This window comes from Variovorax sp. DAIF25 (assembly GCF_050711835.1).
In the GTDB taxonomy this organism is placed as follows: Bacteria; Pseudomonadota; Gammaproteobacteria; order Burkholderiales; family Burkholderiaceae_C; genus Variovorax.
This window is the reverse complement of the sequence record NZ_CP136637.1, coordinates 1,915,146-1,939,441: the sequence shown is the minus strand read 5'-3', so window position 1 is coordinate 1,939,441 and position 24,296 is coordinate 1,915,146. Positions and strand designations below refer to the sequence as shown.

General features: G+C 65.6%; 26 protein-coding genes. 12 read left to right on the top strand and 14 right to left on the bottom strand.

The window, feature by feature from the left end; all coding sequences use genetic code 11:
* Positions 1-2 precede the first annotated feature (2 nt).
* The 4 genes from R0232_RS43375 to R0232_RS43360 all read right to left on the bottom strand — a co-directional run bounded on the left by R0232_RS43375 (position 3) and on the right by R0232_RS43360 (position 4,368).
* A complete protein-coding gene (locus R0232_RS43375; RefSeq protein ID WP_431513482.1) occupies positions 3-1,481 on the bottom strand; it encodes an aldehyde dehydrogenase in 1,479 nt (492 codons plus the stop codon).
* 16 nt (positions 1,482-1,497) lie between these two features.
* A complete protein-coding gene (locus tag R0232_RS43370; RefSeq protein WP_431513481.1) occupies positions 1,498-2,091 on the bottom strand; it encodes an NAD(P)H-dependent oxidoreductase in 594 nt (197 codons plus the stop codon).
* 5 nt (positions 2,092-2,096) lie between these two features.
* Entirely contained in the window at positions 2,097-3,263 is a 1,167-nt protein-coding gene (locus tag R0232_RS43365) for an LLM class flavin-dependent oxidoreductase (protein WP_431513480.1), read from the bottom strand.
* Between the two features lie 202 nt (positions 3,264-3,465).
* Positions 3,466-4,368 (bottom strand): LysR substrate-binding domain-containing protein, encoded by a 903-nt coding sequence (locus tag R0232_RS43360; RefSeq protein WP_208509455.1) that lies wholly within the window; start codon positions 4,366-4,368, stop codon positions 3,466-3,468.
* 213 nt (positions 4,369-4,581) lie between these two features.
* Here R0232_RS43360 and R0232_RS43355 point away from each other — a divergent pair, with 213 nt between their 5' ends.
* The 6 genes from R0232_RS43355 to R0232_RS43330 all read left to right on the top strand — a co-directional run bounded on the left by R0232_RS43355 (position 4,582) and on the right by R0232_RS43330 (position 9,096).
* A complete protein-coding gene (locus tag R0232_RS43355) occupies positions 4,582-5,247 on the top strand; it encodes a helix-turn-helix domain-containing protein (protein WP_208509456.1) in 666 nt (221 codons plus the stop codon).
* 100 nt (positions 5,248-5,347) lie between these two features.
* Positions 5,348-5,866, top strand: coding sequence for a flavin reductase family protein (locus R0232_RS43350; protein WP_431513479.1), 519 nt, complete (start codon positions 5,348-5,350; stop codon positions 5,864-5,866).
* Between the two features lie 181 nt (positions 5,867-6,047).
* Positions 6,048-6,863 carry a Bug family tripartite tricarboxylate transporter substrate binding protein gene (locus R0232_RS43345; RefSeq protein ID WP_431514667.1) on the top strand — a complete coding sequence of 272 codons (816 nt, stop codon included), beginning with the start codon at positions 6,048-6,050 and terminating at the stop codon, positions 6,861-6,863.
* A 10-nt stretch (positions 6,864-6,873) separates the two neighbouring features.
* Positions 6,874-7,758: an alpha/beta hydrolase gene (locus tag R0232_RS43340; RefSeq protein WP_431513478.1), complete on the top strand. Its 885-nt coding sequence runs from the start codon at positions 6,874-6,876 to the stop codon at positions 7,756-7,758.
* Positions 7,755-8,345, top strand: a complete 591-nt coding sequence (locus tag R0232_RS43335; protein ID WP_431513477.1) for a malonic semialdehyde reductase — start codon at positions 7,755-7,757, stop codon at positions 8,343-8,345. The genes R0232_RS43340 and R0232_RS43335 overlap by 4 nt, the downstream gene beginning before the upstream one ends.
* 10 nt (positions 8,346-8,355) lie before the next feature.
* Positions 8,356-9,096, top strand: a complete 741-nt coding sequence (locus R0232_RS43330; protein WP_431513476.1) for a sulfite exporter TauE/SafE family protein — start codon at positions 8,356-8,358, stop codon at positions 9,094-9,096.
* 333 nt (positions 9,097-9,429) lie between these two features.
* Here R0232_RS43330 and R0232_RS43325 read toward each other — a convergent pair whose 3' ends face one another.
* Together R0232_RS43325 and R0232_RS43320 are read right to left on the bottom strand one after the other, a co-directional pair.
* Positions 9,430-10,209, bottom strand: a complete 780-nt coding sequence (locus tag R0232_RS43325) for an SDR family oxidoreductase (protein ID WP_431513475.1) — start codon at positions 10,207-10,209, stop codon at positions 9,430-9,432.
* A complete protein-coding gene (locus tag R0232_RS43320; protein WP_431513474.1) occupies positions 10,206-11,420 on the bottom strand; it encodes a 2-methylaconitate cis-trans isomerase PrpF family protein in 1,215 nt (404 codons plus the stop codon). The genes R0232_RS43325 and R0232_RS43320 overlap by 4 nt, the downstream gene beginning before the upstream one ends.
* A gap of 168 nt (positions 11,421-11,588) precedes the next feature.
* On the opposite strand from R0232_RS43320, the gene R0232_RS43315 reads away from it, so the two are divergent.
* The 6 genes from R0232_RS43315 to R0232_RS43290 all read left to right on the top strand — a co-directional run bounded on the left by R0232_RS43315 (position 11,589) and on the right by R0232_RS43290 (position 16,992).
* Positions 11,589-11,945, top strand: coding sequence for a Zn-ribbon domain-containing OB-fold protein (locus tag R0232_RS43315; RefSeq protein ID WP_431513473.1), 357 nt, complete (start codon positions 11,589-11,591; stop codon positions 11,943-11,945).
* 6 nt (positions 11,946-11,951) lie between these two features.
* Positions 11,952-13,088, top strand: coding sequence for a thiolase family protein (locus R0232_RS43310; RefSeq protein WP_431513472.1), 1,137 nt, complete (start codon positions 11,952-11,954; stop codon positions 13,086-13,088).
* Between the two features lie 11 nt (positions 13,089-13,099).
* Positions 13,100-13,879 carry an SDR family NAD(P)-dependent oxidoreductase gene (locus R0232_RS43305; RefSeq protein WP_431513471.1) on the top strand — a complete coding sequence of 260 codons (780 nt, stop codon included), beginning with the start codon at positions 13,100-13,102 and terminating at the stop codon, positions 13,877-13,879.
* Positions 13,880-13,925: 46 nt separating this feature from the next.
* Positions 13,926-15,116, top strand: a complete 1,191-nt coding sequence (locus R0232_RS43300; RefSeq protein ID WP_431513470.1) for a CaiB/BaiF CoA transferase family protein — start codon at positions 13,926-13,928, stop codon at positions 15,114-15,116.
* A gap of 8 nt (positions 15,117-15,124) precedes the next feature.
* Positions 15,125-15,901 carry an enoyl-CoA hydratase/isomerase family protein gene (locus tag R0232_RS43295; RefSeq protein WP_431513469.1) on the top strand — a complete coding sequence of 259 codons (777 nt, stop codon included), beginning with the start codon at positions 15,125-15,127 and terminating at the stop codon, positions 15,899-15,901.
* Between the two features lie 107 nt (positions 15,902-16,008).
* On the top strand, positions 16,009-16,992 hold the full coding sequence (locus R0232_RS43290; RefSeq protein WP_431513468.1) for a Bug family tripartite tricarboxylate transporter substrate binding protein: 984 nt from the start codon (positions 16,009-16,011) through the stop codon (positions 16,990-16,992).
* A 26-nt stretch (positions 16,993-17,018) separates the two neighbouring features.
* Here the strand turns inward: R0232_RS43290 and R0232_RS43285 are convergent, their stop codons facing one another.
* The 8 genes from R0232_RS43285 to R0232_RS43250 form a co-directional block, all read right to left on the bottom strand.
* Positions 17,019-17,891 (bottom strand): LysR substrate-binding domain-containing protein, encoded by an 873-nt coding sequence (locus R0232_RS43285; protein WP_431513467.1) that lies wholly within the window; start codon positions 17,889-17,891, stop codon positions 17,019-17,021.
* 77 nt (positions 17,892-17,968) lie between these two features.
* Positions 17,969-18,691 (bottom strand): ABC transporter ATP-binding protein, encoded by a 723-nt coding sequence (locus tag R0232_RS43280; protein WP_284454321.1) that lies wholly within the window; start codon positions 18,689-18,691, stop codon positions 17,969-17,971.
* Positions 18,672-19,436, bottom strand: a complete 765-nt coding sequence (locus tag R0232_RS43275) for an ABC transporter ATP-binding protein (RefSeq protein WP_431513466.1) — start codon at positions 19,434-19,436, stop codon at positions 18,672-18,674. Before R0232_RS43275 ends, R0232_RS43280 begins: the two co-directional genes overlap by 20 nt.
* Positions 19,433-20,446 (bottom strand): branched-chain amino acid ABC transporter permease, encoded by a 1,014-nt coding sequence (locus R0232_RS43270; RefSeq protein WP_431513465.1) that lies wholly within the window; start codon positions 20,444-20,446, stop codon positions 19,433-19,435. The genes R0232_RS43275 and R0232_RS43270 overlap by 4 nt, the downstream gene beginning before the upstream one ends.
* Positions 20,443-21,312, bottom strand: coding sequence for a branched-chain amino acid ABC transporter permease (locus R0232_RS43265; protein ID WP_203208046.1), 870 nt, complete (start codon positions 21,310-21,312; stop codon positions 20,443-20,445). Before R0232_RS43265 ends, R0232_RS43270 begins: the two co-directional genes overlap by 4 nt.
* Before the next feature lie 15 nt (positions 21,313-21,327).
* Positions 21,328-22,506: an ABC transporter substrate-binding protein gene (locus R0232_RS43260; protein WP_431513464.1), complete on the bottom strand. Its 1,179-nt coding sequence runs from the start codon at positions 22,504-22,506 to the stop codon at positions 21,328-21,330.
* A 92-nt stretch (positions 22,507-22,598) separates the two neighbouring features.
* Positions 22,599-23,243, bottom strand: a complete 645-nt coding sequence (locus R0232_RS43255; protein ID WP_431513463.1) for an isochorismatase family protein — start codon at positions 23,241-23,243, stop codon at positions 22,599-22,601.
* On the bottom strand, positions 23,240-24,283 hold the full coding sequence (locus R0232_RS43250; protein ID WP_203208049.1) for a 2,5-dihydroxypyridine 5,6-dioxygenase: 1,044 nt from the start codon (positions 24,281-24,283) through the stop codon (positions 23,240-23,242). Before R0232_RS43250 ends, R0232_RS43255 begins: the two co-directional genes overlap by 4 nt.
* Positions 24,284-24,296 lie beyond the last annotated feature (13 nt).

Here is a 24,296-nt window from a genome sequence, read left to right as displayed (position 1 = left end):
CATCAGCCGAGCACGAACGGATTCGCGATCCGCGGCTTCGGATTGATGTAGACGCTCTTGGCCTCGAGGTACTCGTAGATCGCGCGCTGCCCGTTCTCGCGCCCGATGCCCGAGGACTTGAAGCCGCCGAACGGCGCCATGTAGCTGACGACGCGGTAGGCATTGACCCAGACGGTCCCGGCCTGGATGCGCTTCGGAAGCGTCAGCGCGCGTTCCATGTCGCCGGTCCACACGCCCGCGGCGAGGCCGTACTGCGTGTCGTTCGCCAGCGCCACGGCTTCGTCCTCGGTGTCGAACGGAATCACCACGAGCAGCGGTCCGAACACCTCTTCCTGCGCGATCCGCATGCGGTTGTTCACGCCGGTGAAGATGGTCGGCTCCACGAACAACCCCTTCTCGCAACCGGGCCGCGTGGAGCGGCCTCCGCCCAGCACGCAGCGCGCGCCCTCGCGCCGGGCGATGTCGATGTACTGCAGCACCTTCTCCAGCTGAGGCGGCGTCGAGACCGGGCCCACATGGGTCGACGGGTCCAGCGGATCGCCGAGCCGCGCATCGCCCATGAGTTCGAGGAGCCGCTGGACCAGGCGGTCGTGCACCGAGCGCTGCACCAGCAGCCGGGAGCCCGCCATGCAGGTCTGCCCGGTCGCCGCGAAGACGCCGGAGAGCACGCCCTTCGCGGCCTCCTCGAGATCCGCATCCTCGAACACGACATTGGCCGACTTGCCACCGAGTTCCAGCGACACGCGCTTGAAATCGGCAGCCGCATTTTGGTAGACCCGCCGCCCGCCGGCATCGCTGCCGGTGAACGCGACCCGCGCCACCAGCGGATGCTTGACCAGGGGTTCGCCCACGTCGAGGCCGAAGCCGGTCACCACGTTGAAGACGCCAGCCGGCACGCCGGCCTGCTCGACCAGTTCCGCCAGCAGCAGCGTCGATGCCGAGGAGAACTCCGACGGCTTCACCACGATCGTGTTGCCCGCGGCCAGCGCGGGCGCGATCTTCCAGGTGGCGAGCAGCAGCGGCGAGTTCCATGGCGCGATCGCGGCGACCACGCCCAGCGGCTCGTACGAGACGTAATGGAACATGCCGGGCTTGTCGATCGGCGTGACGGCTCCCTCGATCTTGTCGGCCATGCCGCCGAAGTAGTAGAACCACTGCGGCAGGTACTTCATCTGCCCGAGCATCTCGGCGCGCAGCTTGCCGTTGTCGCGCACCTCGAGATCGGCGAGGCGCTCGGCGTTCTGCGCGATCAGGTCGCCGAGGCGGTGCAGCAGCATGCCGCGCGCGCTGGCCGTCATCGCGGGCCATGGCCCCTCGGTGAAGGCACGGTGCGCCGCGCGCACCGCGATGTCGACATCGCGGCTGTCGCCCTTCGGGATGTCGGCCCAGTTCTCCCCGGTGGCCGGGTTCATGCTGGCGAAGGTCTCGCCACCGACGGCAGCGCACCATTCGCCACCGATGTACATGCGAAAGCGTTCCAAGATTCTTCCTTTCAGTTCAATTCAGGTTCGGCCGCGCGGCGGCCACGGCATGGGCGGCCTGCGCGATCGCGCCGCCGATGGCGGCCTCGAGCGCGGGCCCGGGCCGGTGTTGCTCGTCGATGTCGGCCTTGCCGGCGTAGACGCCCGTCGGCATGACAACGGCGCCGAAGAAGGCGAACAGCGGGCGCAGGGCGTGGTCGATCACGCCCGCATGCCGCTCGCTGTAGCCCGTGGCCGCCACGATCACCGGGCGGCCGGCCAGCGCCTTCATGTCGACGAGGTCGATCAGGTGCTTGAAGAGCCCCGCGTAGCTGCCCTTGTAGACGGGCGTCACGACCACCAGGGCCGTGCTGGCCTCGATGTCGTGCAGCACGCCCTCCAGCCGCGCCGATGCGTGCTCGCGCGCCAGGGTGGCGCCCAGGCCCGCCGGATCGTCGATCACCGCGTGCACCCGACCGCGCACGCCCGTCGCGGCGGCCAGCCGTGCCACCAGGTGCTCCGCGAGCCAGAGCGTGCGCGAGGGCATGGAGACATGGCCGCTGATGCCGACGATGCCGGTGGCTTCGCCGTCGTTCGCTCGCACGTCGGGCATGGTCGTCTGCGTGGGCACGGCGTTCAGGCGGTGACGATCTGCGGCCGATGCGCCTGCTCGCGCAGGCCCGCGCGCTCGAGCAGCGGCATCACCTCGGCGTTCCACTGCTTGATGCCCGCGTTGTAGTCGAGCCAGCTCAGGCACACGCCGTCGACGCCTGCTTCCGCGAGCAGGTCCATGTGCTCGACCATCATCTCGGGCGTTCCGACCAGCGGGAACCCGGCCCATCCGGCCTTGAAGTGATAGCGGAAGCGGTCGGCCTGCTCGGGCGTGAAGATGCCCGTCTGGATGCCGAGTTCCTTGACGATGTTCTCGCACGCGACGTCGTCGCCGTACTGCACCGCATAGCGGTCCACGTAGCGCTGCGCCTCGGCGAGCGTCTCGGCCACCGACACGTAGGAATAGCACCAGACCTTGAGGTCGCGCCCGAACTCCTCGCGGGCAAGCTTCTTGTAGCTCTGCACCTGCTTGCGCACGCCCTCGAGATCGTGCGAACCGAGGATCACGAACGCCGCGTCGCAATGCTGCGCGCAGTAGCGCATGCCGCGCGGCGATCCGCCCGCGTTGATCAGGAAGGGCCGGTTCAGGGGCTTAGGTTCCGCGAAGGCATTCACCAGGTTGAAGTGGCTCGACTGGTGATCGAAGTAGCCGTTCTGGGTCCAGGCCTTCTGCGCGATCTCGATCCATTCGTCGGCGAACTCGTAGCGCTTATCGTGCTCCATCATCGAGCCGCCGAACATGCGCATCTCGGGCCCGAACCAGCCGCAGATGATGTTGAGGCCGAAGCGGCCGCCGCTCACATGGTCGATCGTCGTCGCCTGCTTCGCCGCGAACAGCGGATGCACCGTGGGCACGTGCGAGGTCGTGATGCAGGCGATCTGGCTGGTGGACGCGGCGATGGCCGCGGCCCAGGTGTAGGTCTCCAGGCTGGTGCCGCCGAAATTGCTGTCGCCGCCGAAACCGCGCCAGCGTCCGATCGGGATGGCGGCCTCGAACCCGGCGCGGTCGGCGAGCTGGATCGTCTCCAGGTTCGTCTTCCAGTCGTCGGCGCGATGGACCTCCGGGGCCGTCGAGATCGCGCATCCTCCATGCGCATTGATGGCGAAGACGCCGAGCTTCATCTTGTTGGGCGAAGAGCGCATCGGATTGGCGGCGATGCTCAGGTTCTCGGGCTTGATTGCGGCGTTCATGTTGTCTCCGAAAGGTTGGTTTGAAAGGACCCGCCCGATGCGGCGCATCGTGTCGATGCATCTGCGGTCCAGGACTTCGACGGGAGTCGTTGCCACTCCCCGGCGCGAATGATTGCGATGCGGCCACGGGGCGTAAAGCGCTCGTTCGAGACGACGCCATCACCGTCGGCGATGGCAGGCTCGCAACGATGCGCGCGCGTTCTCATTGCGGCTGCCTGGCGCTCAGGTGGCTCACGAAAAGCTTCGCGGCCACCGAGAGGCTGTCGAACGAACGCACGCAGATGCGCAGCTCGCGGCGCGCCCATGCCTCGTCGAGCGCGAGCACCTTGATCCGCGCCAATGCGCTGTAGCGCAGGCCGATCGCCTTCGGCATGACCGCGATGCCCATGCCGGCCTCGACCATCAGGCTCAGCGCGTCGAAGCTCGTCACTTGCACCCGGCAGCGGAAGGGCTTCTCGCATTCGCTCGCCGCCTTCAGGATCTGCTGGTTGATATAGCTGCCGGTGTGGAGACCGACGTAGTCGTACGCGATCGTGTCGACGATCCGCACCGCATCGCGCGCCGCCAGCGCATGATCGACGGGCACCACGACGACGAGCTCGTCGCAGCGGAACGGCATCGTCACCAGGCCCTCCACGCCGCCGATGCCGTGCGCATAGATCCCCACGTCCGCGGCATTCGATGCCACGCCCTGCTGCACCGCGCTGCTGATGCGCTCCTGCAACTGCACCTGGACGTTGGGATAGTGCGTGCTGAACGAGTGCAGACACTGCGGCAGGAATTCGGTGATCGCCGAGAGGTTGCTCAGCACCCTGACGAGGCCCCGCGCGCCCGAGGCGTAGTCGCGCAGGCGCAGATGGATGTTGTCGAGGTCGTTGAGGACGTTGCGCGCCAGTCCCAGTAGCTCGAGCCCGGCCGCGGTCGGTTCGATGCCACGGTTGGTCCGCTGCACCAGGACCGTGTTGAGGCTGTCCTCGAGATCACTGAGCCGCTTGCTCACCGCAGAAGGCGCGATGTGCTCGCGCTCGGCCGCCTCCGCGATCGTGCCCGTGTCCATCACGGCCACGACGAGGCGCAGGGTTACTGGGTCGATTCTCGCGGCCATTCTTCGTCGTCCGGAACAGTTGCAGGGCTCGTTCAATCCTCTAAAGAAGATTAATTTCCACGATGGTGTACAAGCCTCGCTGCTGTCGCAATCGATGTCAAGCCGGCTCGACGGGCTGCACGGAGGGTGTTTTCCCTAGGGTTGCCCCTGGGCATTTGTGCAACATCGGGGCAGGCCGCTAAACTGGCCATCTTCTAAAGAAGAAATCTGCGAATGAGCAAACTCCAACGGCCCGCCACCCAGGCGGTGCCCCGGAAGCCGGCCGCCAAGTCCGCCGGCCGCACCGCCAAGGCGCCGGCGCCACGAAGCTCCGACGAAGCGATCAGCGTGGAACTCGGGCTGCGCATCAAGGCGCTGCGCGCGGAATCGGCACTGAGCCTCGAGCAGCTGTCGCAGCGCGCCGGCGTGAGCCGCGCGATGCTCTCGAGCATCGAGCGGGGCGAGAAGAGCCCGACGCTGCCGATCATCGTGCGCATCGCCGGCGGCTTCGGCCTCTCGCTGTCAGGCCTGCTGGGCGCGGCGCCCGACCTCGCCAGCGTCTCGGTGATCCGCTCCTCGGAGCGCTTGGCCTATCGCGATCCCGCGACGGGCTTCGAACGCTGGGTGCTCTCGCCCGCCCACCTGGACAACGGGCTCGAGTTCGTGCTGCACCGCCTGCCTCCGGGCCGCACGACCGGCATGCTGCCCGCGTACGCGGTGCCGACCGAGAAGTACGTGGTCGTGACCGAAGGGCAGCTGACGGTCTACGTCGACGGCAAGCCCTACGTGCTCAAGGCCGGCGACTCGATGTACTTCGAGGTCAAGTCGCCGTACCGCTTCGCCAACGACGATGGCCGCGCGGCCTGCGCCTACTACATGGTCATCGTGCGCAAGCGCTGACGCTCCTGGCCCTCGCCTGGCGCGATGGCGCGTTCGCCAAACGCGTCTTTCAGGCGGGCCGGATCGTTCGTACAGTCGCCCCGAACGACAAGGAGACGACATGACGACGGCAACGATGGCAACGGCATCCGATGTGGCGCGGGACTTTCGCCATGCGCTGAGACGGCTGGCGGCGACGGTCACCATCGTCACCACCGCGGATGCGAGCGGGCGCCGCCACGGGATGACCGCCACGGCGGTCAACCCGGTGACGATGGACCCGCCGACGCTGCTGATCTGCGTCAACCACGGCGCGAGCATCCACGCACCGCTGCTGGAGGCGCGGCGCTTCTGCGTCAACGTGCTGACGACCGGCCATGGCGACCTGGTCGCTGCGTTCAGCGGGCACAAGGCCGGCGAGGACCGATTCACGGTCGGTGCCTGGCATCGCAGCGATGCGGGCGGCACGCCGTTCCTGGAGGACGCGCAGAGCAACCTGTTCTGCGACATCGAATCGGTGACCGCCGTGGGCACGCACTCGGTCATCCTCGCGCGCGTGGTCGAAGCGCGCGCGGCCGAGGAGATCGCGCCGCTGATCTACACCGACGGGCGCCTGGGCGCGCTCGCGGCCCACGCTTGACCGGATCTCAACGGCACCCGCCGCAAAACTCGATTGCCGCCGCGTCCCCCTGTGATCAGCATGCGCCCTCCAGCAACAAGGAGACAGCATGGTTTTCGAATGGAGCCGCGACCACGAGCGGCAACCGGCGGCGCTGCGGCCCGCCATCCTGCGCGCGTGCCTCGCGCTGTTGGTGTGGCCGATGGCATGGCACCCCGGCGCGGCATCGGCCGCCGACTATCCCGCGAAGGCGGTCACGGTCGTCGTGCCTGCGCCGCCCGGCGGCATCATCGATGCGTCGGCGCGGTTGATCGGCACGCAACTCGCACGCGCGCTGGCACAGCCCTTCGTCATCGAGAACAAGGGCAGCGGCAACGTCGCCTACGCCCAGGTGGCGCGATCGCCGGCCGATGGCTACCTGCTGCTGGCCTCGTACTCGGGCTATCACATCGGCAACCCCTTGCTCACGCCCCGGCTGCCCTGGTCGCAGAAGGAGCTAGAACCCGTTGCGCTGATCGCGACCGCGGCCAACGTCATCACGGTCCATTCGTCCGTGCCGGCGCGCACGCTGGCCGAACTGATCGCCTACCTGAAGGCCCATCCGGGCGCGCTGAGCTACGCGTCGCAGGGCAACGGATCGGTCTCGCACATCGGCACCGAGATCTTCAAGCAGCAGACGGGCACGCAGATCCTGCACGTTCCCTACCGGGGCTCGGGACCCGCGTTGCAGGACGTGCTCGCGAACCAGGTGCAGATCTTCATCACGACGCCGCCCTCGGTGATCGGCCACATCAAGACCGGCAAGCTGCGCGCGCTGGCCGTGACCGCGAAGCAGCGCCGTCCCGAGCTGCCCGACGTGCCGACCACCGCGGAAGCGGGCCTGAAGGGCTACGAGCTCGAGACCTGGGTCGCGCTGTTCGCGCCCGCCGGACCGACGCGTCCGCCCATTGCGGCGTTGTCCGACAAGGTGCGCGCCGACCTCGCGGCCGTGGTGACGCGCATCGCGGCGGCCGCCTAGCCGTTACTCGATGACCACCCACGCCACGCCGCTGCCGGAAAGCGAGCGGCTGTACAACGCGCGCCTGGCTGTTCCGCACTACCCGCGCATCTTCGAGGGCTGGGCGCGCGCATCGGCCGCGGTGCGCGACAGCGCGCCCTGCCGGCTGGACATGGCCTACGGCCCGCACCCGATAGAACGGCTCGACCTGTTCCTGCCTGCGGGGCGTCCGCGCGGCACGCTGATGTACATCCATGGCGGCTACAGGCGCTCGCTCGGCAAGTCCGATGCATCGCATGTCGCGCCGGCCTTCACCGCGGCCGGCTACGCGGTGGCGGTGGTCGACTACGCGCTGTGCCCCGCGGTGGACGTGGAAACCATCGTCGCGCAGGTGCGGCGCGCAGCGAGGTGGCTGGCAGCGCGCCACGCCGAGTGGGAGGCGCCGGCCGGGCGACTCTTCGCCTGCGGGCATTCGGCCGGCGGCCATCTGGCGGCGATGCTGCTGGCCACCGAGCGCTGCGTTGCCGCCGCGGTGTGCGTGAGCGCGCTGTACGACCTGCGCCCTTTGCTGCAGGTGCCGTCGGTGATGGAGGCCACGCGCTTTACGTCGCTCAACGTGCCGGCGCTGAGCCCCCGCCCTGCGCCAACCGCTCACTGCAGCGCCGCTGCTCACCGCGCTTGGCAGCGACGAAAACCCAGGCTTTCATGCGCAGTTCGACGCCATCCGCGCCAGCTGGCGTCATGTGCATGCGGGCCACGTCGCCTGTCCTGGCCTCGACCACTTCACCATCCTCGAGGCGCTGACGCAGCCCGACGGTGCCATCGCCGTGGCCGCGCTGCGCCTGATGCAGTCGTTCGAGCGATGAACGCCATGGCCACTTCCATCCCCACTCCCATTCCGCCTGCTGCCTCATGATTTCCGAAAGCGCTCTCGACTGCCTCTTCCGGCAAGCCCGGTCCCACAACGGCTGGCTGCCGCACGCCGTGAACAAAGACCAGCTGCGCCAGATCTACGAGCTCGTGAAGTGGGGCCCGACCTCGGCCAACTGCTCCCCGATGCGTGTGCTGTTCGTGCAAACCGACGAAGGGCGCGAGCGACTGCGGCCGCTGTTGTCGCCCGGCAATGTCGACAAGACGATGACGGCGCCTGTCACGGCCATCATCGGCTTCGACACGGCATTCCATCGCGAACTGCCCCGCCTGTTTCCGCACAACCGTTCCATGCAGGACAATTTCCGCGGGCCCGGCAAGGAAGCCCATGCGGCGGTCACCGCGTTTCGCAATGCGAGCCTGCAGGCCAGTTACTTCATCCTGGCCGCGCGGGCGATCGGGCTCGACTGTGGGCCGATGTCGGGCTTCGATGCCGAGGCACTCGACCAGGCCTTCTGGGCCGGAACGACGGTGAAGACCAACTTTCTGTGCAACCTGGGCCACGGCGACCCTGCAAAGCTGTTCGAGCGTCACCCGCGCCTGTCGTTCAACGAAGCCTGCGGTTTCGCCTGAAGGCCGCTTCATGCTCTTCGACACGACGCTGCTGATCGTTGCAGCCTTCGTCGCCGGTGCGCTGAACGCGGTGGCTGGTGGCGGCAGCTTCCTGACCTTGCCGGCGCTGGTGTTCACCGGCATACCGGCGGTCAGCGCCAACGCGACGGGCACGCTGGCGCTGCTGCCCGGCTACATCGCGGGCGCATGGGGTTTTCGTGCCGACACCCAGCCTCCGCCCGGGCTCTCGGCAGTGCGGCTCGGGCTGCTCTGCCTGTTGGGCGGCAGCACGGGTGCCGTGCTGCTATTGCTGACCCCCGACGCCACCTTCCGCCGCGTGGCGCCATGGCTGCTGCTGCTGGCGACCTTTTTGTTCATGGCAAGTCCGCGCGTTCCGGCGGCGGAAAAGCCACAAGCTGCGCGGCCCGCTCCTGCGATGCTCGGTGTGTTCGCTGTCACGGCCTATGGGGGCTATATCAATGGAGGACTGGGCATCTTGCTGCTAGCCCTGTTCGGTTTGCTTGGCCAGAAGAACCTGCATGCGATGAATGGTCTGAAGAACCAGGTGTCGGCGCTGCTCACGCTGATCGCGGTATCGCTTTATGCCTGGGGCGGCCTCATCGCATGGCGGGAGGCCTTGGTCATGATGGGTGCGGCGATGCTTGGTGGTTATGCAGGGGCGGGGCTGGCACGGCGCTTGCCGGTCGTATGGCTGCGGCGCGGCATCGTGGCCACAGGCCTCACGATGACCGGGCTGTTCTTCATTCGCTAGCGAGACACATGCCGGCGCCAACGTGAACGACACACGCCAAGGCTCGGTTATCAGCCAAATTCTCTCTCAGCAAAGCGTCGGAGCCGGCCTGGAGCAATGTCGCTCGAGCAGGCGAGCTCCACTGGGCTGAGGGAGGATGTTTCGCATGGACCCCGTGCGAGCGATCAAACAGGTGAGCGATCTGATGAAGGGTTCAGCCAGTTCTCCGGCACTCCCGCATCAATGCCATCTAGCTGTCCGAGCAGCAGGTTCGTACCCGGAACTCCATCTACAACATTCCGTCTGCCTACGCAGTTCATAGCGTAGAGCATTGAACGGTTGAATCCACCGTCTTCACCGGTAGGGGCGCGCGTGGGTCACGCCGCCGTCCACCACCAGGGTGGCACCCATCACGTAGTCTCCTGCACGCGAGGCCAGGAATATGGCTGCGCCGGCAATGTCGTCCGGCGTGCCGATGCGCCGGGCAGGAATGTGCCCCGACAGCGCCTCCCCATGGTCACGGGCATTGCGGTTCATCTCGGAGGGAAATGCCCCGGGCGCAATGGCGCTGACTGCGATGTTGTCCTGCGCCAGGCGCATGGCCATGCGCCGCGTCAGGTGAATCAATCCCGCCTTGCTTGCAACGTAGGAGTAGTTCTCCTGCGGGTTGAGCCCGATGCCGTCGGTAGAAGCGATGTGAATGATCTTCCCGACCCGCGCCTTTGCCGCGGCGCGCAGCGGTGCGATGAGCGCCTTCGTCAGGAAGAAAGGCGATTTAAGGTTCAGGTCGACCACCTTGTCCCAGCCGCTCTCTGGAAAAGCATCGAAATCTTCACCCCATGCTGCGCCGGCGTTGTTGACCAGGATGTCCAACGTCGATTCATGACGGGCATAGGCATCGGCCATGGCCTGGCAGCCCCCCACCGTGGACACGTCATGCGGTAGCGAAATGCAGTGGCCCGTGCTCGAGAGCTCTCGCGCGGCCAGGTCGCAGGCTTCGGCCTTTCGCGCACTGATGTAGACGCGTGCGCCATGCGCAAGGAACCCCTCAGCGATCATGCGGCCTATGCCTCGTGAGCCACCGGTAATGAGCGCCGTGCGGCCCTGCAGCGAGAAAAGATTCTGGACGCTCATGGCGATGTCGCTACCGCACCGACACCCGTAGACGTGCTTTTTTCTGCGGAGGCCTCAAGGCGCGATCGCCGCACATAGGCGATTCCGTCGAACAGGCGCCGCGCCGTGCGCGTGAAATGCACTTCGCGCACCGACCATTCGTCCTCGCCCGCATGCTCGACATTTGCGAAGATTTTGAGCACCCCACTCGGATGGCCAATGCGAATGCGCGTCGGTCCGGCATGCGTGCCTCGCGCGTCGGCTGGTATTGTTCCAGCGATCTGCGCCGCAACAGAGAGGCAAACAGAGCCGCCGCCAGGGAACGCCTTGTGCATGGCACCACCGTTGAGCACCATGCGCGCGACGAAGTCGATCTCTGCAGCCTGCACGACGCGGTTTCCGGCAATGGTCCGGTAATCCTGCGCTTCGCTAATCAAGATCTGGTATGGCGTGAGGATCCCCGACGACGGAAGATTGCAACGTTCGACGACCCAGCGCCTCACCTCCTCGGCCATCTCGTAGATCTCGGAACCGAGCTGCCCCGGCAGTTCCGTGCCACTGATTCCCAGGTCCGCCGCGCGAATGAACACGCATGCCGTGCCTACATCGACCACCGACACAGGAATTTCGCGGCCGAGCTTCGATACATGTACCCAATCGCGCGCCTGCCCCGTGGGCAGGAGCTTTCCGGTCGTAGAGCCGCTTGTGTCGGAGTAATCCAGTGCCACCTCTGCGCCTGTTCCCGGCACACCATCCACTTCGCTATCGCCCTCCACACGCGGCTCGCCGTCGGCGCATTGCACGGACATCCGAAGGATCTTTCCGGTGTTCGTGTTGTGCACCCGAACAGTGGTGACGGGTTCTTGCACAGGAACCAGCTGCTCCTGCAGCGCATAGACTCCTGTGGCCGATGAAATGTTGCCGCAGACGATCTCGAAACTGACGGTTGGCTGGTCGATGCCGATCTGCACGAAGGTGTAGTCGATGTCTGCATCGGGGCGCGACGGCGGCCCGATGATGGCGCACTTGCTCGTCAGGATGTCGGCGCCGCCGAGCCCATCGATCTGACGCACATCCGGGCTACCGAACAAAGCCAGCAGGAATCGAAGGCGCGCATCCGCATCGGCGGGCACATCTTGCTGCGAGAGAAAAACAGCCTTGCTCGTGCCACCGCGCATCAAGGTGACCGGTACGTTGATTTGTTCTTTCATCGGCCCAGTATGCAGTTGCATTCGGCCCGCCGTCCTTTCAGTTTGGCTGGCCATTGTTTAGCCGGGCTGATTACTTCAAATGCTTTAGCGCCGCTAAAGAATGCCGAGCAGAAATCCAATGACCACGACGGTTTTCGTCTCGATACTTACTGTCGCTGTGGCCAGTTCCACACGAACAGGAGACACCTTTTGAAGATCATCAAGCGAACGGAATCCCCTTTCCGAGACACCCCCGGCGGCATGGTGCTTGTCGCCACACGCGTGGCGAGCCAGCCACCCCAGTTCCCGCCGATCGAATTCGTTCACGACGACCAGAAGGTCGAAGAGATCGAACTCGGCCCCACAGGCTCCCTCTACAGCTTCACGATCGTCCACCCCGGCAAGGAGAAGCAGCCCTATGGCCTGGCCATGGTCGACTTCGCGCCCGGCGTTCGTGCGTTCGGGCGACTGCTGTTCGGCAACCAGCCACCCGCCATCGCCAGCCGCCTGCGGGTGGTGCCCTTCACGTTGCCGGACGGCACCCCCGACTATGCCTTCCAGGAGTAATGCGAGATGAAGCAACCACTGATCACCGGGGTCGGTATCACGGACTTCGGGCGCTTTCCTGAATTGACCGAAGAGGCCATGGCCCAGGCAGCAATTCTCGATGCCCTGGCCGATGCCGGCACGCAGCTTTCGGAGGTGCAGGCGTTCTATTGCGGTAACGCGCTTGGAGCCATGCTGCCCGGCCAGCGTACATTGCGCGAGCTGCACGTCGACGGCGGCGCTGTCTACAACGTAGACAACGCTTGCTCCAGCGGCGCCACTGCATTGAATCTCGCGCTGCAGGCGCTCAAGGTCGGCCAGTACGACACCGTGGTGGTGTTCGGCATGGACCATCTGAGCAGCCTCGGCGGCGGGCCGCTGCAGCTCAGCCAGAAGGACTGGAACAACCGGCGCGGAATGATCATGCCGGCCCTGTACGCCATGCGCGCCAGGCGATACATGCACGACCACGGCCTCACATTGGAGACACTGGCGGACATCTCCGTCAAGAATCGAAAGCACGGCGTCCTGAATCCCATCGCCACGTTCGCCAAGCTGGCGAGCCGCGAGGAAATCTTGGCGTCCCGCCCTGTGGCCGAGCCGCTCACTCTGCTCCAGTGCTGCCCCGCAGTGGTCGATGGGGCGGCGGCGCTGGTGCTCAGCACCAAGCCTTCCAAGGGCGTCGCAACGCCGGTCCGAGTGCTGGCGTCGGTGGTGCAGTCTGGCTTGTTCGAAACCTCACCGGTCGACATGACTGAGGCCGAGATCACCGCGCGCGCCGCCAGGCTAGCCTATGAACAAGCCGGCATCGGACCGCAGGATCTCAGCCTGCTGGAGGTGCACGACGCGTTCACCATCTCCGAACTGCTCTACTACGAGGCCCTCGGACTTTGCAGCCGAGGCGATGCGGCGAGCCTCCTGCAAAGCGGTGCGACCACGCTTGGCGGACGCGTGCCGGTCAACCCCAGCGGCGGACTGATCGCCAAGGGGCATCCGCCCGGGGCGACAGGTGTCGCACAGGTCGTCGAAGTCTGCGAGCAACTGCAAGGCCGTGCCGGCGCAAGGCAGGTCCACGCAGCACGCATCGGCCTCACGCAGGTGACAGGCGGAGGCATCTGGGGCGTGGACCACGCCGCCTGCTCCATCAACATTCTTTCGCTTTGATCGCAAGTACCATGAACCTTACAAGCACAAGCGCGCCTGCATCGCTGCACGGCCTCGTTGCCGTCGTGACCGGTGGCGCCAAGGGCATCGGCCTCGGCATCGCCCGCGAGCTCGCACAGGCCGGATGCCGCATCGCGCTCTGGGACTTTGATGAGAAGGCGCTGGAGGGAGCAGAACAAGCCCTTTCGGGCGAAGGCTTCAATGTGCGGACCTTCAAGGTCGACGTCAGCTCGGTGGAGCAGGTAGAGGCGGCCGTGGCCCGGCTTCTCGCGTCTCATGGCCGCATCGACATCTTGGTCAACAACGCAGGCATCGGTGGCGACAAGCTCGTCTCCAAGATGGATCTCGCATTCTGGACCCGCGTGATCGAGGTCAACCTTCATTCGCAGTTCATCTGCTCCAAGGCGGTACTGGCGCAAATGGCGGAGAACCGGTTCGGCCGCATCATCAACATCGGCTCGCGCGCATGGCTGGGCAACCGCGGCCAGGCGGCCTACTCCGCCTCCAAGGGAGCGGTGGTAAGCCTGACACGCTCGCTAGCGCTCGAATATGCGCGCAAGGGCATCACCGTGAACGCCATCGCTCCCGGCATCGTGGAGACGCCGCTGTTCGAAACGCTGGCCGAGGAAGTCCGACAGAGCCTTCACAAGACCGTACCGATGGAACGCATTGGCCAGCCCGAGGACATCGGCCGCGCCGTCCGGTTCTTCGCGGAACCCGGCTCGAGCTACGTCACCGGCCAGCTCCTGTACGTCTGCGGCGGGCGCAGCCTCGGCAGTCCCTCCGTATAGCGCGTCGACATCACGACATGAGCAATCCGACAAAACGGAAGGTCGCATGCTTGCCAATGCATTGAGCGGTTTGAAAGTGATCGACTTCACGCAGGTGATGGCTGGCCCGACCTGCACGCTGTGCATGGCCGACCTGGGCGCCGACGTCGTAAAGATCGAAGCGCCTGGCGGCGATCTTTCGCGAGCCCTTTCGCCCTGGGTCCATGGCGAGGGAGTTGCCTTCATGGCACTCAATCGCAACAAGCGCAGTGTGGTCCTCGATCTCAAGCACCCAACGCACTTGCAGGCGGCGCAGGCGCTGGTCGCGCAGGCGGATGTGCTGGTGGAGAGCTTTCGCCCGGGCGTCATGGCGCGCTTGGGGCTGGACTATGCTGCGGTGTCGGCGGACAACCCGCGCCTCATCTACTGCTCGGTCTCAGCGTATGGCCAGCACGGCGCCAGCAAGGATCTTCCCGGGGTCGACGGTGTGCTTCAGGCCGTGAGCGGCCTGATGAGCGTCACCGGCGCACGCGATGGGGAGCCGTGCAAGGTGCCGGTGCCGGTGGTCGACTTGGTCACAGGGTCACTGGCGGCCATCGCAGTCCTGGCCGCCCTCGCGGACCGGCAACGCACAGGACACGGGCAGCACGTCGAAGCCAGCATGTTCGCCAGCGCCATCGCGCTTCAGCACGTGAGTTTCGCGTCCTACTTCGCGGACGGCCTTGTGCCCGGACCGCAAGGGCATGCAGCGCCATATTCGACTCCGAATGAGGCCCTGCGCTGCGCTGACGGATGGATCATGGTGGCCGCCTATCACCCCGCACGGTGGCAGGCTTTGTGTTCAGCCATCGGGGCACCGGAACTGGCCTGCGATCCACGGTTCGCCGACAACAAGAGCCGACTCCAGCATCGCGAAACACTGCTGCGCCTGCTCGAAGGGCGCATGCTCGCGCAGCCCCGCGCCTTCTGGCTGGAGAGGTTCGCAGCCGTCGACATCATCTGCGGCCCCATCAACAACTACGCGGAGGTGGCGCAGTCAGCGCCTTTCCTCGAAGCGGCCCTCGCCGAGCAGCTGCAGCACCCGACCGCCGGGCCGATGACGCTGCCTCGCAGCGTCATCAGCGCCGTCGGCGAGCGGCCCCGGGCGAGACGTCCAGCCCCCACCCTGGGCCAGCACACCCGTGAGGTGCTGGCCGAACTCGGCATGCAAGCCGCAACCGTCGATGCGGTGATCCCCCTCAGCCCTTCCCAGAATTGAGCACAGCTATGCCCATCGTGAAGACCGTCCAGAACGGCGTCGCCGTCGTCACCCTGAATCGGCCCGAAGCCATGAACTCCATCGACCCGGAATCGAACGAGCAATTGCTCGAGATCTGGGACGAGGTGTCGAACAACGAGGACATCCGCGTGCTGGTCCTCACGGGTGCGGGCGAGCGCGCCTTCTGCACAGGCGCGGACCTCAAGAAGACCATGCCGCCCGCCGACAGCGCAGCCCGGCAGGTCTTTCGCTGCGGCACCGGGCATTTCAACTTCGGCACGCTGCAGACAGACAAGCCCGTCATCGCCGCCATCAATGGCTACGCCTTGGGCGGCGGGCTGGAGTTGGCCTTGCTGGCGGACATACGCATCTGCTCTGACAACGCCCAGTTCGGCTTGCCGGAAGTGCGGGTCGGCAGCATCCCGGGCGCCGGCGGCACGCAGCGTCTTATCCGCGCAATTGGCCAGTCAGACGCGATGTGGATGCTGCTCACCGGCGAACGCATCGATGCAGCGGAAGCGCTGCGCATCGGGTTGGTCAGCAAGGTGGTGCCCTTGTCTGAATTGCAGCACGCAGCCATGCAACTCGCAGGCGCGATGGCAGCCAATGCCCCGCTCGCGATGACCGCTGCGAAGCGCCTCGCGATGAATGGACGCGAGCTACCGTTGGCAGGCGGGCTGACCCTGGAGCGCCAGGCCTTCGGGCTGCTCAGGGATAGCGAGGACCGGCTGGAAGGGCGTCGCGCCTTTGCCGAGAAGCGCCACCCCGTGTTTCGCGGCCGTTGAAACTCCTTGCCCGGAAGACGAATGCGCCTCTGGGCAAGCCTTCGATTTGCTCGCACGCACGATTCGACACTCGAACAACCGATGTGAGCGTTCTCCTGGAGCAGCTCTTGAAGACACCGCGCACCGCTTGGCTCAACAACCTCGCACTTATCGTTGCCGCGTTCGTCGGCGCATCACCGGCCCTCGGGCAGCAAGCCGACCGTCCACCCGCCAGGATCCTGGTTGGCTTCTCGCCCGGCGGCACGCTCGACGTGGTGACGCGCGCGCTTGCAGATCAATTGCATGGCCCGCTTGGTCGCACCGTGGTGGTGGAAAACAAGCCGGGCGCGGGCGGTAAGATCGCGATCGATGCGATGCGGGCCGCAGCCACCGACGGGAGCGTGGCGATGCTGTGCCCCGACTTCTTCACATCGATCTACCCCTTCGTCTTCAACAAGCTCAACTACAACCCGCAGAGGGACATCCTGCCGGTATCGACGGTGGTCGAGTTCCCAATGGCGCTGGCCGTGCCCTCCTCTTCGCCCGTCAAGACCTTCGGCGAATATGCCCCATGGGTACGTGCGCACCCGGACGAAGCCAACTTCGGCCACGCCGCATCGGGCGGCCCGACGCATTTCCTGGGACTTCAGATCGCCAGGATCATCGAGACACCGCTGCAGGACATCCCTTTCCCTGGCGCGGCGCCCATGATCGTGAACCTGACTGGCGCCAATCTCGCGGCGGGCACGTCCACGGTCGGAGACTTTGCGCAGCACCACGACGCTGGCAAGCTTCGCGTGCTGGCCGTCACCTCCGCAGAGCGCTCGCCGCTGCTGCCAAACGTGCCGACCTTCGGCGAACTCGGCCGCAAGGAACTCACCGCGGTCGGGGTGCTTGCCATATGCTTGGCACCTGGCACGCCCGCCGGGGTGGTCTCCGAGTGGAGCGCCGCCGTGCGTACGGCGGCTGCCACCGGACAGTTCTCGAGCAAGGTTCGCAAGCTCGGCTTCATGAACACGGGAAGCTCGCCCGACGAAGCGCGCGCCCGGTTCGCCGAAATGCGCGGGTTCTGGGAACCGATCGTCAAGGCCTCGGGATTCAAAGCCGACTAGGCGATGGCGCGCTGCTCGCGGCGCGCCTAGCGCACCGAGCGGATCCAGTCCCGAAAGAGCCGAACCGGCGCCGTGGCCGCTTTCAACGGGTCGCAGACCAGGTAGTAGCCGAGCTCTGTCTTCGCGACATGGTCCACCGCAACCACGAGGCGCCCGGTGCGCAGGTCGTCTTGCACGTAGGCCCGCTGCGCCATCGCCACGCCCAGGCCGTCCGCTGCAGCCTGATAGCACAACGCGGCATTCGCCAACGCGATGCCCGGCAGACTTGGAGTGTCGACAAGGCCGGCCGAACCGAGCCACAGCGGCCAGGCTTGAGGGCGCAGCATGGAGTGCAGCAGGTCGGCTCGCAGCAGATCGCTAGGCTCCTGGAACTGTTCCGCCAGGCCGGGTGTACAGACCGGGACGAACTCATCGTCGAAAAGGTGGTCCAGCTCGACATCGGCCCACTCGCCCATCCCGTGGCGAATCGCGCAGTCCGCGCCTTCAAGCCGGACATCTTCCGCCAGTGCAATCGTTGCGATCTCCAGCGCGATGTCGGGGTGAAGCGCATGGAAGCCGTGCAGGCGGGGAACCAGCCAGCGAATGGCGATGCTCGGAGGCACCTTGAGGCGCAGCCGTTGCTCCCGCTGGCTGTCCGCCAGGTCGCCCAATGCTTCGTGCAGTCGATCGAACGCGTCGCAGACGCGGGTGGCGAGTCGCTCGCCCACCGCGGTGAGTTCGATCTCGCGGCCGGCCTTCTGGAAAAGTTGCACGCCCAGCCCCGTTTCAAGCTGCTTGATCTGCTGGCTAACGGCTCCTGGCGTGACGTGGAGCAACTGCGCGGCTCGCGACACGCCTTTGGCCCGATACACCGCATCGAACGCCCGCAGGGGGCTCAGGAGTGCGCGAAGGTTCTGCATGACAGGATGAGACTGCCGGCGCACTCAATGTGCGCCGAGGTGGCAGCTGCCTGCCACCGCACTCGCAGGGATTGGCTTCAGCACTTCTGGATACCGATGGTGCGGTTCAAAAGATCCTCTTCTTCGCGCAGGGCCGCTGCGGAGCCGGAATAAGCGGCAACGCCCCGCTCCAGCACGATGACGTTCGTGGAGAAGTCGAGAACGACGTCGACGTGCTGCTCCACGAGCACGCAGCCAACTCCGAGCCGGTCGCTCATCCGGACGATGGCATCCATCAGTTCCTCGCGCACCATGGGAGCAAGGCCCTCCAGCGGCTCGTCGAGCAGAAGGATGCGCGGCTGGCCGACAAGTGCCCGTGCCACGGACAGCATCTGCTGTTCACCGCCTGACAGTTGCGTGCCACCGTTGCGCCGGCGCTCCTTGAGTCGCGGAAACAGGGCGTAGATCGGTGGCAGAGCCACGCCGGCCGACCGCCCCTGCAGGCCCGACAGCAGGTTCTCCTCCACCGTCAGCGAAGGAAAGATGTCGCGGCTCTGCGGCACGTAGCCGAGCCCAGCCCGTGCGCGCGCATGCGTCGTGGCGCTGCCGATGTCGTTGCCGCCGAAGTGGATCCGGCCCTGCATCAGGTCGGCCAAGCCGATCGCGGTTGCCAGCGTAGTGGTCTTGCCGGCGCCGTTTCGCCCGATGAGGCCCAGACGTTCGCCTTCGCGCACGCTGAAGCTGAGATGCTCGACGACCGGCACACCGCCATAGCCGGTCGTGACATCGTCGAACCGGAGTTCAATGGGTTGCTTGGGCATGGCCGTCTCGTCCGAAATAGATTTGCTTGACTTGTTCGTTGGCGGCGACTTCTTGCGGCGTGCCTTCGACCATCACCGCACCGGCAACGAGCACGATGATGTGCGAGGCGAACCGGAACACCAGGTCCATGTCGTGTTCGATGAGCAGCACCGACAGTTCCTTCGGCAGGCCCTCGATGGCGTCCATGATGCGACCGCCTTCGCCTTGCGGCACACCCGCGCCGGGCTCGTCCAGCAGCAGAACCTGCGGCTTCATTGCGAGCGCCAGAGCGATTTCAGCAAGCCGCTGTTCGCCGAGCGCGAGGTGTCCTACGACCCGGTTAGCGTAGGGATGTAGGCCGAGCATGCCGAGCGTCTCGTGGACCTCGTCGCGAACGCGCGCGGAACGCGCCGACGAGGGCCACCACTGCATCGAGGCGCGCAGCCGCTGCAGCACTGCGACCCGCACGTTCTCCGCCACGGTCAGGTCCTTGAACAGTCGGCTGATCTGGAACGTGCGAACGATGCCGCTGCGCACGCGTGCGTACTGCGGTAGCTGGACGATCGAGCGGCCGTCCAGTTGGATGTCCCCAGACTGCGGGCGCATCGCCCCACTCAGCAGGTTGACCAGCGTCGTCTTGCCTGCCCCATTGGGACCGATCAGCGCCGTGCGCGCACCCTGCGGCAGCGAGAGCGTGACGTTCTGCGTGACGGCCAGGCCCCCGAAGGAATGGCAAAGGTTCTGGGTTTGCAGCCGATGGGTCATCGCGTTCCTCCGCTGCCGCCCAACCGCTTGGCGTACGCTACGGCCCGGTCCAGAAGTCCGATCAGGCCTTCCGGCAGGACAATGAGCACGACAATCAGCATCGACCCGATGACGAACAGCCAGTGATACGGATTCAAGGTCGACGCGATGTGATGGATCGTCATGTACGCGACGGTGCCGAGCACCGCACCCGCCAGGCGGCGCGTGCCGCCGAGGACGATCATGACCACCACACCTGCGGACGTCGTGAAGTCAAGCATGAAGAGATTAGCCACCTTGCTGGTCTGTGCCGTCAGGGCTCCTGCCAGCCCTGCCACGACGCCGCCGACGGTGTAGACGGCCAGCAGGTGCAGATACACGCGCCCGCCCAGCGCCTGGACGCGTCCCGGATCCTGTCGTATGGCTTTGGCCGTCAAGCCAAAAGGTGATTCAACCAGGTTGCGCACGAGGAAAAACATCAACACCAGCGCGCCCAGCGCGTAGAAATAGCCGGTGTGACCCATGAAGTTGAACTCCCAGATACCGAACAGCGGAGCGACCTCGAAGCCGGCAAGTCCGTCGTCGCCACCTGTGAGCCATCTGGCCCAATTGGCGAGCTCGAGCAGCAACTGCGCCACCGCGATGGTGAGCATGACGAGCGTGAGCTTGGTCGAGCGCAGCATGACTGCACCGCTCAGCAGCGCTATCAGTCCTCCGCCCAGCCCGCCGAGCAGCAGCCCGATGATGGGATCGGACGTCAGATACAACGCGGTCCAGCCCGCGACGTAGGCACCTACGCCGTACAACGCGGCCTGGCCCAGGGTCGCGATGCCCGCCTGTCCGAGCACGAGGCTCAGCGACAGCGCAAAGATCGACATCGTCGCCATGTTAGTCAGCAGTCCAAGGTCCTGCGGGAACACCACGAAAGCCAGCAACCCCGCGAGCGTCAGGACGATCTCGGCGCGCAATTGCCTCCACGGGCGCACGCGCGCTGGCGTCGCCATTGCCATGGGCGGAATCACTGCGCTCATGCCTGCCTCCCGAACAGCCCCTGTGGGCGAACCAGCAAGACGATAATCATCGTCAGGAAAAAGGCAGCCGATGCGAGCTGCGGAACCATGTATTTCATCGAGGTCTCCACGATGCCGAGCAGCAACGCTGCGAAGAAAGAGCCAAACAGATTTCCGTTGCCTCCCACGGCGACAACCGCCAGAAGGATCACGAGATATTTGGAGGCGTAAGTCGGCTCCATTGGCAGCATCTCTGCCCCGGCGATGCCGCCCAGAGCCGCGAGCGCGGCACCGATCGCGAAAGTCGCCGCATAGATCCTGGTCGTGTCGATGCCGATGGCCCGGGCAATCGGCGCGTTGTCGACCGCAGCGCGCACCCGGATGCCAAAGGATGACCGGTCCACGCTCAACCACAGGACACCGACGACCGCGAGCCCACAGGCAACGACGATGAGCCGATGGCGGGGAATGGAGCGGAACCCCAGGTCCACCGACCCGCCGAATGCCTCAGGAAGCGCGACGGATGTCACCGACGATCCGAACATCAGGTTGACCGCAGCCGTCGCGACGAACATCAGGCCGATGGTTACCAGCATCTGGTCGAGATCGTCGCGCCGGTAGAAGCGGCGCAGCAGGATGCGCTCGAAAAGCACCGCCACAAGCGCCACGATCGCGATCGCCAGTACGAAACCCAGCCCGATTGGCACACCCAGGCGTTGGGGAATGCTGGCCGCCAGAAACCCGCCGAGCATCGCGAAGGCGCCATGAGCCAGATTCACCACCCGCATCAGACCCATGGTCATCGACAGGCCCACCGTGATCATGAACAGGATCATGGCGTACGTGATCCCGTCGACCAGGATGCTGCTAAGAAGCGCAACAGACATGCTGCAGCCTCCGCACTACTTGGTCGCATTCTGGATGCGGCCGTAGTCGGGCTGCATCTCGAACGTGCGGAACTCGCGATTGACGAAGCGTCCGGCCGCATCCTTTTCCACCACTCGCATGTAGACGTTCTGCACAAACTCGCGGGAGGCCGGATCGATCTTCACCGGGCCACGTGGGCTCTCCCACGAAAATCCCTTGGCGGCGGCCATGGCCTTGGGCCCGTCGCGCTTGCCGTCCGTCGCTTTGACCATGTGATAGATCACATGCAGGCCGTCGAACGCGTTCGCGAGCTGGACGGTCGGAATGGCCTTGGGCGTAACCTCGGCCATGGCATTGACGGCGGCCTTGTTCAGCGGCGAGTTGTGCGTCGCCGAATAGAACATACCGGTCTCGATTCCCAGCAGCTCGGGGCCGATCGCGCGCAGCTGGTCCTCATCCGTCTCGCCCGTGCCCAGGAAGCGCACGCCCGCAGCTCTCAACCCCGCTTCGTTGTAGGCCTTGACCATCGCGTAGGTGGCCGGCCCACCCGGACCGAAGACATAGAGCGCATCAGGCTTGAGCGCTTTCACGCGCTGCATCAGGGGGCCGAAGTCCGTCGTCTTCAGCGGCGCACGGATTGCTTCAAGCATCTTGCCCCCGCCGGCGACGAAAGCGGTGTTAAAGGCTTTCTCGGCGTCGAGGCCCGGACCGAAGTCGCTGACCAGGGATACGACGTTCTTGACGTTCTTCTCGAGCGCGTACTTGGCCACCGGCACGGCCATCTGCGGCAGCGTGTACGAGGTGCGCAAGAGGTAGTCGGACTTTTCGAGAAGCGACGAGGTCGACGCATTGAAGATCACGACGGGCACCTTCGCCTCCTGCGCAAGCGCGGCGACAGCCAGCGTATCGGGCGTGAAATACAAGCCCGCGATGTACTGCGCGCCTTCCTTGATGATGAGCTCCTGCGCCAGTGCCTTGGCCTGCGCGGGATTGATCTCCGGCAGGTCGCGGTAGATCACCTCGATCGTGTGTCCGCCCGCAGTGGTGCCGTTGAGCTTTTGGTAGGCCTTGGTGGCTCCCTCCCAGGTCTGCCCGACCGCTGAGAACGGTCCGGACATGGGGGCGATCACACCCACCTTGATGACATCGGCGCGGCTTTGGAAGGCGAACGTCGCGAGTGAGACCGCCATCGCGGCCATGAGTTTGAGGGTCATGTTCTTCTCCAGGGTGGTGCGGGTCGCTGGCGAGCCATGCGCCCGGGTATTGACAAGAGGTGGGGACGGGAATCGTGGGGCGCGGGCCGGCTTCAGCGCGGCACGCCGTGCGGCTGCGCTGCTTCAGTCGCCTGCAGGGCGTCGTCGCGGGACATCAACGTTGCGTACTTCTGTTGCATGTCGAACAGATTGGCTTCGTGCGCCCGCAGTGACCGGTCGCCCACGCAGTCTGTGACGACGAGAGGACGAAAGCCGTGGCACATGGCATCGACCACGCTGGCACGGACACACCCGCTGGTTGTGCATCCCGCGATCAGCAAAGTCTGCACCCCGCGCTGGGAAAACCAGGAAGCCAGTGAAGTCCCGAAGAACGCCGACGGGTGGATCTTGCGCAGCACGAGTTCACCGTTGCAGGGCTGCAGTTGCGGAACGATCTGGCTTTGCGGCGCGTCCTCCCGCAGGGCGAGGATGGGCGGCACCTTGAGCGCGAAGATGTTGGCGTCGGCTCCATCGTCCTGGTACACGACGCGCGTGTGGGCGATCGGCCATCGACGCGCGCGTGCCACATCCAGCAGGCCCCGCGTGCATTCGATGGCTGGCTCGATGTTGCCGCCGCCGAACGTGAGCGGGTCGGCGAATCCGTTGACGAAGTCGATGATCAGCACGCCATACGGCGCCTTCGGCGTGACGACATGGCCGAAGCCCTGCTGCTTGTAGATGTCCGGAGCGGTGCTCATTGGAAAGCCTCGTCGATGACCTTGCCGTTGCGAACCACGACGACGTCGTCGAGCTCCACCGTGCAGTTGCGCAATGGGATGTCAAGGTGGCAAGGCGTGGTGCGAGTTCCCCCGGCCTCGTTGTTCGGGCCCAGCGAGAACAGGAAATTGCCTTCGAACGCACGCGCGTCCTGCCCGGAAGTTGCCTCGCGGTCCACCAGGGACAGCGTGTGCCAGAAGCAGCGCGGCTGCATCCCCCATCCGATGTGCGCGATGGCGTAGGCCTCGGGGTCCTTGTAGGCCTCCATGAACTCGCGCAGCAAGGCTGCATCGATGTCACCTTCGATGCTGCGCACGAAGCCTTCGCGCAGACGCATCGTGATCTTGTCGGAGACGTAGTTTTTCTGCGGTAGCAAGATGTCACCGCGGTCGATCACGATGGTGCCGTCGCTGCCGCCTTCGTTGGCGAAGGTGAAGAGGAAACCGCTCGGCCAGTGGTCCCAGCGCCCGGGCTCTTCGCAGAAACCGTATTCGGAGATGGTCGGGAAGTCGCCGAGCTTGAAAGTCACGTCCGTGCCGGCCGGCGAGGTCACGTGCATCTTTTTAGCGGCCTTGAGCAGCTTCGACGCGGCGAGCACGCGTTCGCGGTCGGCCTCGGTTGGCACCGCCCGAACCAGCACCTCGGGCGGCTCGACGGCAAGAAGGATCTTCGTTCCCGATTCGAGGATCTCCATCTGCTCTGGCGAGAACAGCAGCAGCATCAAGTCCAGGACGATGTCGCTGTTCTTCATGGCCGCGAGAGCGACGGGGTTGTTGGTGAGCGGCGTTTCCCCCAGGTAGTTCATGAGGTCGCGGCTCGGGGCCTTCTCCGCGTTGATAGGCTGCAGCTCGATCCTGGTCACGACTGCGCCCGCGGCTTGAGCTGCAATGGTGGCGGTTTGAAGCGTTTGCGGATGGGTGTGGGGACCGCACAGGATCGAGACCTTCTGTCCGCGCTCCACCTTGCTGAGCTTCAGAACCTGGTCCCAGGCCTTGACCATTTGATAGTCGCTGACTGGCATTTTTTTTCCTTTG